Genomic DNA, 10,699 nt, shown 5'->3' with positions numbered 1-10,699 from the left:
CCATCAGGAAACACAGCCGTTATTCCAGCAGCAGACTTAACTAAGACAGCAGAAGATACCTTTAAACAACGTCCATATGTACCATCAAATGGTGGAGGCAATAACAGTGGTAACGGTAACGGAACTACTAACAATGATGCAAAAGTGGATAAAGCGAAGTTAGAAGGTGCTATTCGTCAACTAGATGAATTGATCATCAAAGAATCAGCTAAGCTTGATGCAGAAACTGCAAAAGAAGCGAATGCATTATCAGCAGATGCTAAGAAAGTATTTGCCAATGCAGACGCAACTCAAGCAGAAGTGAATGCAATGGTTAAACGTATCGAAAACTTCATGGCGAAAGTTGCTTCATCAACTGATCATGCAACTCCAGCTAATGACCAAGCTGCCCAAACACCAGCTGTAGCTCCAGCTACTGCTCAAGCAGCAGCTAATGCTGGTCAAACAGCATCAGCACAAGCAAATGCGCGTAAAGCAGCTAAAGAATTGCCAAATACAGGTACAGCAGATTCTACTGTAGCTATGGTAGCAGCAGCCGCAAGTGCATTACTTGGTCTTGGTCTTGCAGGTCGACGTCGTAAAGAAGATGAAGAAGCTTAATTGGTAGATTGTTTGATGAACATCAGACGATAAGTCCGATTTTCAAAGTTTAAACAAGTACCTCTCATAAGAAAATCTCCTAGCAGGAAAGCCTGCTAGGAGATTTTACTAGTGAATCAAATGATAGTTCGTTATTATATTATTTTAAGGCTGTCATATTGACATACAATTGAATTTTTGCTAGAATCCTTGCAGGAGGATACGTCTAATGAAAATAATAATAAAATTGATGCAAATCGCATTAGCAGTCTTTTTCTTTAGCTTACTGGCGACAAGTACAGTATTGGCGGATGATACTGATTCAGAGGGTTGGAAATTTGTCCAAGAAAACGGAAGAACCTACTACAAGAAGGGGGACCTCAAAGAAACCTACTGGCGAGTGATTGATGGCAAGACCTATTATTTTGATCATGTATCAGGAGAAATGGTTGTCGGCTGGCAATATATCCCGTTTCCATCTAAAGGTAGTACAATTGGTCCTTACCCAAATGGTTTGAGATTAGAATCTATGCCAATGCCAAGATGGTATTACTTTAATCAAAATGGGGTACTACAAGAATTTGTTAGCAAGCAAGTTTTAGAAGCAAAAACTGCTACAAACACCAACAAACATCATGGGGAACAATATGATACCCCAGACGAAAAACGTGTTTATTATTTTGAAGATCAGCGTAGCTATCACACTTTAAAAACTGGTTGGATTTATGACGAAGGGCATTGGTATTATTTACAGAAGGATAGTGGCTTCGATGCTCGTATCGACAGTTTAACGGTTGGGGAGCTAGTGCGTGGCTGGATCCATGATAACTCAACTTGGTACTATCTCGATACAACAAGTGCTGCAATGCAAACTGGTTGGAAACAACTTGGCAATAAGTGGTACTACCTTCGTTCATCAGGAGCCATGGCGACGGGTTGGTATCAGGAAGGCTCAACTTGGTATTATTTAGATCAGCCAAATGGCGATATGAAAACTGGTTGGCAAAACCTTGGGAACAAATGGTACTATCTCCGTTCATCAGGAGCAATGGCAACTGGTTGGTATCAAGATGGTTCAACTTGGTACTACCTAAATGCAGGTAATGGCGATATGAAGACAGGCTGGTTCCAGGTCAATGGCAAATGGTACTATGCTTATAGCTCAGGTGCTTTGGCAGTGAATACGACCGTAGATGGCTATTCTGTCAACTATAATGGCGAATGGGTTCAATAATGAAAGAAGCGATTGTGAAGGAAACAATCGCTTTTTTTGTGAAAATATAATAAAATAGATAGGAAAGAATAAATACTTGTATGAAAAAATGAGACGGTTTTTTCGTCTAGTAAAAGGAAAAAATGACAAAAAAAGTTGGTGTCGGTCAGGCACATAGTAAGATTATTTTAATAGGGGAGCATGCGGTCGTTTACGGCTATCCTGCCATTTCCCTGCCTCTCTTAGAGGTGGAGGTGACTTGTAAGGTAGTTCCTGCAGCGAGTCCTTGGCGCCTCTATGAGGAGGATACTTTGTCTATGGCAGTTTATGCTTCTCTGGAGTATTTGAATATCAAAGAAGCCTGCATTCGCTGTGAGATTGACTCGGCTATCCCTGAAAAACGGGGAATGGGTTCGTCAGCTGCTATCAGCATAGCAGCCATTCGTGCGGTATTTGACTATTATGAGGCTGATCTGCCTCATGATGTACTAGAAATCTTGGTTAATCGGGCTGAGATGATTGCCCATATGAATCCAAGTGGTTTGGATGCTAAGACCTGTCTCAGTGACCAGCCTATTCGCTTTATCAAGAACGTAGGATTTACAGAGCTTGAGATGAATCAATCTGCCTATTTGGTCATTGCAGATACGGGCGTTTATGGTCACACTCGTGAAGCCATCCAAGTGGTTCAAAACATGGGCAAGGATGCCCTGCCGTTTTTGCATGCCTTGGGAGAATTGACCCAGCAGGCAGAAGATGCGATTTTACAAAAAGATGCTGAAGGACTGGGGCAAATCCTCAGTCAAGCGCATTTACATCTAAAAGAAATTGGTGTTAGTAGCCCTGAGGCAGATTCTCTGGTAGAAACGGCTCTTAACCATGGTGCTCTGGGTGCCAAGATGAGTGGTGGTGGGCTTGGAGGCTGTATCATAGCCTTGGCAGACAATTTGACACAAGCACAAGAACTAGCAGAAAGATTAGAAGAGAAAGGAGCTGTTCAGACATGGATAGAGAGCCTGTAACAGTACGTTCCTACGCAAATATTGCTATTATCAAATATTGGGGAAAGAAAAAAGAAAAGGAGATGGTGCCTGCTACTAGCAGTATTTCTCTGACTTTGGAAAACATGTACACAGAGACGACCTTGTTGCCTCTATCGACGGATGCGACTTCTGATGCATTTTATATCAATGGTCAGTTACAAAATGAGGCTGAGCATGCCAAGATGAGTAAGATTATTGACCGCTACCGTCCAGGTGGTGAGGGCTTTGTTCGTATTGATACTAAAAACAATATGCCTACCGCAGCGGGCTTGTCCTCAAGTTCTAGTGGTTTGTCTGCCTTGGTCAAGGCTTGCAATGCTTATTTCAAGCTTGGTTTGAATCGGAGTCAGTTGGCGCAGGAGGCTAAGTTTGCCTCAGGCTCTTCTTCTCGGAGTTTTTATGGACCACTCGGTGCCTGGGATAAGGATAGTGGGGAAATTTACCCTGTAGAGACAGACTTGAAACTAGCTATGATTATGTTGGTGCTAGAGGATAAGAAAAAACCAATTTCTAGCCGTGACGGGATGAAACTTTGTGTGGAAACTTCGACGACTTTTGACGACTGGGTGCGTCAGTCTGAGAAGGATTATCAGGATATGCTGGTTTATCTCAAGGAAAATGATTTTTCCAAGGTTGGGGAATTGACTGAAAAAAATGCCCTGGCTATGCACGCTACGACCAAAACTGCATCACCAGCCTTTTCTTATCTGACCGATGCATCTTATGAAGCCATGGACTTTGTCCGCCAGCTCCGTGAGCAAGGGGAAGCCTGCTACTTTACTATGGATGCTGGTCCCAATGTCAAAGTCCTATGTCAAGAGAAAGACTTGGAGCATTTATCAGAAATCTTCGTTCAACGTTATCGCTTGATTGTGTCAAAAACAAAGGATTTGAGTCAAGATGATTACTGTTAAAACTTGCGGAAAACTCTATTGGGCAGGTGAATATGCTATTTTAGAGTCAGGGCAGTTGGCCTTGATAAAGGCCATTCCCATCTATATGAAGGGGGAGATTGCTTTTTCTGATAGTTACCGTATCTATTCGGATATGTTTGATTTCGCAGTGGATTTGACGCCAAATTCTGACTATAGCTTGATTCAAGAAACGATTGCTTTAGTGAAAGATTTCCTAGTTTATCGAGGTCAAACTTTAAGACCTTTTTCTCTAGAAATCCGTGGAAAAATGGAACGAGAAGGGAAAAAGTTTGGTTTAGGTTCTAGTGGCAGCGTCGTTGTCTTGGTTGTCAAGGCTTTACTGGCTCTGTATGATGTTTCTGTTGATCAGGAGCTCTTGTTCAAGCTGGCTAGCGCGGTCTTGCTCAAGCGAGGCGACAATGGTTCTATGGGGGACCTTGCCTGTATCATTGCAGAGGATTTGGTTCTCTACCAGTCATTTGATCGCCAGAAGGTGGTAGCTTGGTTGGAAGAAGAAAATTTGGCGACAGTTTTAGGGCGTGAGTGGGGCTTTTCAATTTCGCAAGTGAAACCAACTTTAGAATGTGATTTCCTAGTGGGATGGACCAAGGAAGTGGCTGTGTCTAGTAACATGGTCCAGCAAATCAAGCAAAACATCAATCAGAGTTTTTTAACTTCCTCAAAAGAAACGGTGGTTTCTTTGGTAGAAGCCTTGGAGCAGGGGGAATTAGAAAAAATTATCGAGCAAGTAGAAGTAGCCAGTAAGCTCTTAGAAAGCTTGAGTGCAGATATTTACACGCCTTCGCTTAGACAGTTGAAAGAAGCCAGTCAAGATTTGCAATCTGTTGCCAAGAGTAGCGGTGCTGGTGGTGGTGATTGTGGTATTGCCTTGAGTTTTGATGGGCAATCAACTAAAAACCTAAAAAACCGTTGGGCCGATCTGGGGATTGAGCTCTTATACCAAGAAAGGATAGGACATGACGACAAATCGTAAGGATGAGCACATCCGCTATGCCCTTGAGCAGAAAAGTTCCTATAATAGCTTTGATGAGGTGGAGTTGATTCATTCTTCCTTGCCTCTTTACGACCTGGATGAAATCGATCTGTCGACAGAGTTTGCTGGTCGAAAGTGGGACTTTCCTTTCTATATCAATGCCATGACGGGTGGAAGCTATAAGGGAAGAGAAATCAATCAAAAGCTGGCTCAAGTGGCGGAAGCCTGTGGTATTTTATTTGTAACGGGTTCTTATAGCGCAGCCCTCAAAGATTCAACAGATGACTCTTTTTCTGTTAAGTCTAGTCATCTAAATCTCCTTCTTGGAACCAATATTGGATTGGATAAGCCGGTTGAACTTGGTTTGCAGACTGTGACGGAGATGAATCCTTTACTTTTACAAGTGCATGTCAATGTCATGCAGGAATTGCTCATGCCTGAGGGAGAAAGGAAGTTCAGATGCTGGCAATCGAATCTAGCAGACTATAGCAAGCAAATCTCTGTTCCGATTGTCCTCAAGGAAGTGGGCTTTGGAATGGATGTGAAGACCATCGAGAGAGCCTATGAATTGGGCGTTCGAACCTTTGATCTGTCAGGTCGTGGTGGCACCAGCTTTGCTTATATCGAAAATCGTCGCAGTGGCCAGCGTGATTACCTTAATCAATGGGGGCAATCTACTATGCAGGCCCTTCTCAATGCCCAAGACTGGAAAGACAAGGTAGAACTCTTGGTCAGTGGAGGGGTTCGCAATCCGCTGGATATGATTAAGTGCCTGGTCTTTGGTGCCAAGGCTGTAGGCCTGTCACGTACCGTTCTGGAATTGGTTGAAAGCTACACGGTTGAAGAAGTGATTAGCATCATCCAAGGCTGGAAAGCAGATCTACGCTTGATCATGTGTGCCCTTAATTGTGCAACCATAGCAGATTTACAAAAAGTAGACTATCTTCTTTATGGAAAATTAAAAGAAGCAAAAGATCAGATGAAAAAGGCGTAACCACCGCCTTTTTTTCCATCCTCAGACTGAGGTGACTTTTTTGAATTGTGATAAAATAGAAGGGAGAGGATGCACCTATGAGAAAATTTAAGATCTTTTTATTTATCGAAGCCTGTCTTCTGACAGGAGCTCTGATTTTGATGGTATCAGAGCATTTTTCGCGTTTTCTGCTGATTCTATTCCTCTTTTTGCTTTTGATTCGCTATTACACTGGTAAAGAGGGCAATAATCTTCTTTTAGTGGTGGCAACCATTCTCTTCTTTTTCATCGTCATGCTCAATCCCTTTGTGATTCTAGCCATTTTTGTTGCGGTTATATACAGTCTCTTTCTTCTTTATCCGATGATGAATCAGGAAAAAGAGCAGACAAATTTGGTTTTTGAAGAGGTGGTGACGGTTAAGAAGGAGAAAAATCGTTGGTTTGGAAATCTCCATCATTTTTCAAGCTACCAAACTTGCCAGTTTGATGATATCAATCTCTTTCGTCTCATGGGTAAGGACACCATTCATCTGGAGAGGGTCATCCTAACCAATCATGATAATGTCATTATTCTCAGAAAGATGGTAGGAACGACCAAAATCATTGTGCCTGTAGATGTGGAAGTCAGTCTTAGCGTTAACTGTCTCTATGGGGATTTGACTTTTTTCAATCAGCCCAAGCGAGCCCTTCGCAATGAACACTATCATCAGGAAACGAAAGACTATCTCAAGAGTAATAAGAGTGTCAAGATTTTCTTGACCACTATGATTGGAGATGTGGAGGTGGTCAGAGGATGAAAAAACAAGCTTATGTAATCATTGCTCTTACCTCTATCCTGTTTGTCTTATTTTTCTCCCACAGCTTGCTGGAAATCCTTGATTTTGACTGGTCTATTTTCTTGCAGGATGTCGAAAAAACAGAAAAATTTGTCTTTTTGTTGTTGGTATTTAGCATGTCCGTGACCTGCCTCTTAGCCCTGTTTTGGCGAGGTGTTGAAGAGCTTTCTCTAAGAAAAATGCAGGCTAATCTCAAGCGTTTATTGGCAGGGCAAGAAGTGGTTCAGGTTGCAGATCCAGACTTGGATGCCAGTTTCAAGTCCTTGTCAGGTAAACTTAATCTTCTGACAGAGGCACTTCAAAAGGCTGAAAATCACAGTCTTGATCAGGAAGAGGAAATCATCGAGAAGGAAAGAAAGCGGATTGCTCGGGATTTGCACGATACAGTTAGTCAAGAGTTGTTTGCGGCTCACATGATTTTATCGGGTATCAGTCAGCAGGCTTTGAAATTGGATAGAGAAAAGATGCAGACCCAGTTGCAGAGTGTCACAGCTATTTTAGAAACGGCCCAGAAGGATTTGCGAGTCTTGCTCCTGCATTTGCGACCAGTTGAGCTGGAGCAGAAGAGTCTGGTTGAAGGAATTCAGATTCTTTTAAAAGAGCTTGAGGACAAGAGTGATCTTAAGGTTAGTTTCAAGCAAAATGTGACGCAATTGCCTAAGAAAATCGAGGAGCATATCTTCCGTATCCTGCAAGAGTTAATCAGCAATACTCTTCGCCATGCTCAGGCATCTTGTTTGGATGTATATCTCTATCAGACGGATTTTGAATTGCAACTGAAGGTGGTGGACAATGGGATTGGTTTTCAGCTAGGGAGTTTAGATGACCTGAGTTATGGACTCCGCAATATCAAGGAGCGGGTTGAAGATATGGCAGGGACGGTTCAGTTGTTGACAGCTCCCAAGCAAGGGCTGGCGGTTGATATCCGTATTCCCCTGCTAGACAAGGAATGATAAAGGAGTAAAGATGAGAATTTTACTAGTTGATGACCATGAAATGGTCCGATTGGGCTTGAAAAGCTACTTTGACCTCCAAGACGATGTAGAAGTTGTGGGCGAGGCAGCAAACGGGTCTCAAGGCATTGACTTGGCCTTGGAATTGCGTCCGGATGTTATTGTCATGGATATCGTCATGCCTGAGATGAATGGGATTGACGCGACCTTGGCCATCCTCAAAGAATGGCCCGAAGCTAAGATTTTGATTGTGACTTCGTACTTGGACAATGAAAAAATCATGCCTGTTTTAAATGCTGGTGCTCGAGGCTATATGCTCAAGACTTCTAGTGCAGACGAACTACTCCATGCTGTCCGTAAGGTGGCTGCTGGCGAGTTGGCCATTGAACAAGAGGTCAGCAAAAAAGTCGAATACCACCGCAATCACATAGAACTACATGAGGACCTGACTGCGCGTGAGCGAGATGTTCTCCAACTCATCGCTAAAGGATATGAAAATCAGCGTATCGCTGATGAACTTTTTATCTCTCTCAAGACGGTCAAGACTCATGTGTCCAATATCCTTGCCAAACTTGAAGTCAGCGATCGTACCCAGGCTGCAGTCTATGCCTTTCAGCACCACTTAGTGGGGGATGAGGAGTTCTAACAGATATGCAAAAATAATATTGGAGAAATGGCTGGGTTGAGTATCAAAGAAGTGAGTAAATACCTCTAGCACAATAAAATATTTTTTTCACAATATTTTTATGTTATTTATTGACATTCATTTTATAGAGGAGTAGAATAGAGTTATAAAAAGATAAAACAATATATTAAATATAAGAATGATATATAAAATCCAAAAGGAGGTTACAGGTATGTCTCCGTAAATTATCAAAATAAGGTCACTAGAGCGTTAAGGAATTTTGAAGAAAGGATTTTTGTCATGAAAAAATATATTACTTATGCAGCTTTATTACTTACTTCAGGAGCTTTGTTATCAACTACTTATGTAGTTAGTGCAGAAACTACAACGTCTACTACTAAAGTGACTACATCACAAACAACTTCACAGTATACAAGCGAGAAAGAAGCAATTGATCAACTTGTTAAAGAAGGTAAAATTAAGGTTGAAGATGCAGAAAAAGTTAAGTTGGTAGGATTTTCTCCTAGAGAATTAACGCAAGTAGAAGGCAATCAAGAAAAAATAGCATTTAATCAAAATAGAGATGATAAAGGAACCTGGATGCAAACAGATGGCCGCTGGTGGTTCAAATATACTTCAGGTGGGTATGCTAAACATTGGGAATTGTTAGATGAGAAATGGTATTATTTTGATGATCAAGGTTGGATGAAATCAAATGAATGGATTAATCCAGGTGGCAAGTGGTATTATCTGTCAAATGATGGTGCTATGCTAACTGGTTACAATCGAGTTGGAGGCACCCCTTATTTCTTTAGGACAAGTGGAGATCTAGTTGAAAATAAAGGAGAAGCTGTAGCTGAATATGCTAAGACGTTTGCAAATAAAATTCCTGTCTTGCCATATAAGCCTGCTGGTAGAGACCTTACTGTAGGTGTTGACTGTTCTGGATTTACATATGCCATATATAAAAATTTTGACATTGATTTAGGAACTACTACTGGAACTCAATTTAATCAAGGAATTGATGTAACTGGTAGTGAAAAACCTGGAGACTTAATTTTCTTTAATAATCTTGCGCATGTGGGAATTAATATTGGCGGTAACCAAGTGGTCCACGCAAATTCTGTAAGAAAATTTGTAAACATAACTAACAATGAATACATTGGATCTATTGACGGAGCTAGACGAGTTTGGTAACAATAAAATTTAAATGTCATAAATAATTTGTTACTAATTGGAGGAAACGGCTATGAAAAAATCTAAACTACTTACACTTGGTTTGCTTGCAGGTGCTGGCCTACTATTGTCTATCAATCAAGTACAGGCTGCAGATACTTGGGTTAAAAATGGTGCTGACTGGAATCTTTCACAAGATGGTAGTCTAGCCCAAAATAAATGGGTACAAAATGCTGGTTCTTGGTATCACTTCGATGGTTCTGGTAAAATGCAGACAGGCTGGCTCAAAGATGGTAACACCTGGTATTCACTAGCAGATAGTGGTGCTATGCGCACTGGCTGGTACAAGGAAGGTAACACCTGGTACTCACTCGCAAATAGTGGTGCTATGCGCACAGGTTGGTACAAAGAAGGGTCTACTTGGTACTACCTAAAAGGCAGTGGCGCTATGGCAACAGGATGGGCGACTGCAAATGGTCAATGGTCTTACTTTGAAAAATCAGGTGCTATGGTAGCAGATAGAGCTGTTCCAGCCAGCGATGGGGAAAGTTATGTCATTGGTAAGGATGGTTATATGTTAACCAGACTTCCAAGTGAAGTTGAACAAGATCCTTTTGATGATACAGTTATTACAGATATCGTTACTTTGTCTGATGGTTATGACTATCACCTTGTTCATAAGAAAGATGGAGTTGTTATCGAAAAGAATGCCTGGTATATCAAACCTATTGTTGAACGTCTTTCTTATCAAAAGATTGGCGATATAAAACGAAATACTTTAGATGCCATTACTGATAATAAAAAACCAGGGGAAGAAATTGATCCTAAAGCTGTCATAAAGAATTTCCAAAACTTACCAAATAAGTATTACTTTGGAGCTGATGGACGTAAGGTTGCGAATCTACCAGAATTCACTACTCACTTCCCTATTCAAAAAGTTGGATCTGAACTTTATCTTAGAAATTCAAGTCCAGTTATTAGTCTAGACACATCTGGATTTACAATTAATGACAATAAACTTTATCTAAGAGATGCCAATGATCATAATGGTAAACTTGTAACTGGATATTTCATAATGTTTATGGACGGATTATTATCTAAAGATCACCATATTTTGGGCTATGCAGATGAATCTGGTGAAATCGTGAAGATGAAAGTTTTGCCTAATGATTTCCGTGATTATATTGAAAAAGGAATTTCCGGTTTTTATGGAGAAACTGTTCGATACGACAGTTCAACAGGAAATGTTTCTGTTGTTAAGTAAGACAAAACGAATCGCCTAATGAGGGATGTGTGGGCGATTCGTTTTTTACTGTAATCAGCCATCACTAAACATCTTTTATAAAATTATATTCGAAACCTAAAGAAAACTAAGAAGAAACTGTACCTTTCC

General features: G+C 41.1%; 11 protein-coding genes. All 11 read left to right on the top strand.

The window, feature by feature from the left end; all coding sequences use genetic code 11:
- Positions 1-600 (top strand): LPXTG cell wall anchor domain-containing protein (locus O3599_RS09475; protein WP_371512695.1); only part of this gene is annotated, 600 nt, incomplete at its 5' end.
- Positions 601-808: 208 nt separating this feature from the next.
- Entirely contained in the window at positions 809-1,813 is a 1,005-nt protein-coding gene (cbpF, locus tag O3599_RS09470) for an N-acetylmuramoyl-L-alanine amidase family protein (RefSeq protein ID WP_247939381.1), read from the top strand.
- 122 nt (positions 1,814-1,935) lie between these two features.
- Positions 1,936-2,814, top strand: a complete 879-nt coding sequence (gene mvk, locus O3599_RS09465; protein WP_247939382.1) for a mevalonate kinase — start codon at positions 1,936-1,938, stop codon at positions 2,812-2,814.
- The gene (gene mvaD, locus O3599_RS09460; protein WP_247939383.1) at positions 2,796-3,749 is read left to right on the top strand and encodes a diphosphomevalonate decarboxylase; all 954 of its coding nucleotides are present in this window, start codon (positions 2,796-2,798) and stop codon (positions 3,747-3,749) included. Before mvk ends, mvaD begins: the two co-directional genes overlap by 19 nt.
- Positions 3,736-4,743, top strand: a complete 1,008-nt coding sequence (locus tag O3599_RS09455) for a phosphomevalonate kinase (protein ID WP_247939384.1) — start codon at positions 3,736-3,738, stop codon at positions 4,741-4,743. The genes mvaD and O3599_RS09455 overlap by 14 nt, the downstream gene beginning before the upstream one ends.
- Positions 4,727-5,737, top strand: coding sequence for a type 2 isopentenyl-diphosphate Delta-isomerase (fni, locus tag O3599_RS09450; RefSeq protein ID WP_247939385.1), 1,011 nt, complete (start codon positions 4,727-4,729; stop codon positions 5,735-5,737). The genes O3599_RS09455 and fni overlap by 17 nt, the downstream gene beginning before the upstream one ends.
- 77 nt (positions 5,738-5,814) lie before the next feature.
- Complete coding sequence (liaF, locus tag O3599_RS09445) at positions 5,815-6,513, top strand: cell wall-active antibiotics response protein LiaF (protein ID WP_001224649.1); 699 nt, start codon at positions 5,815-5,817, stop codon at positions 6,511-6,513.
- Positions 6,510-7,505: a sensor histidine kinase gene (locus O3599_RS09440; RefSeq protein WP_247939386.1), complete on the top strand. Its 996-nt coding sequence runs from the start codon at positions 6,510-6,512 to the stop codon at positions 7,503-7,505. Before liaF ends, O3599_RS09440 begins: the two co-directional genes overlap by 4 nt.
- Before the next feature lie 13 nt (positions 7,506-7,518).
- Positions 7,519-8,151 carry a response regulator gene (locus O3599_RS09435; RefSeq protein ID WP_371512690.1) on the top strand — a complete coding sequence of 211 codons (633 nt, stop codon included), beginning with the start codon at positions 7,519-7,521 and terminating at the stop codon, positions 8,149-8,151.
- Between the two features lie 279 nt (positions 8,152-8,430).
- Complete coding sequence (locus tag O3599_RS09430) at positions 8,431-9,327, top strand: NlpC/P60 family protein (RefSeq protein WP_247939388.1); 897 nt, start codon at positions 8,431-8,433, stop codon at positions 9,325-9,327.
- Positions 9,328-9,379: 52 nt separating this feature from the next.
- Positions 9,380-10,570, top strand: coding sequence for an N-acetylmuramoyl-L-alanine amidase family protein (locus tag O3599_RS09425; protein ID WP_247939389.1), 1,191 nt, complete (start codon positions 9,380-9,382; stop codon positions 10,568-10,570).
- Positions 10,571-10,699 lie beyond the last annotated feature (129 nt).

It is taken from the genome of Streptococcus sp. 27098_8_103 (assembly GCF_041432345.1).
In the GTDB taxonomy this organism is placed as follows: Bacteria; Bacillota; Bacilli; order Lactobacillales; family Streptococcaceae; genus Streptococcus; species Streptococcus mitis_BV.
Note: the sequence above shows the minus strand (reverse complement) of the source record. Positions and strands in the feature narration are given on the sequence as shown.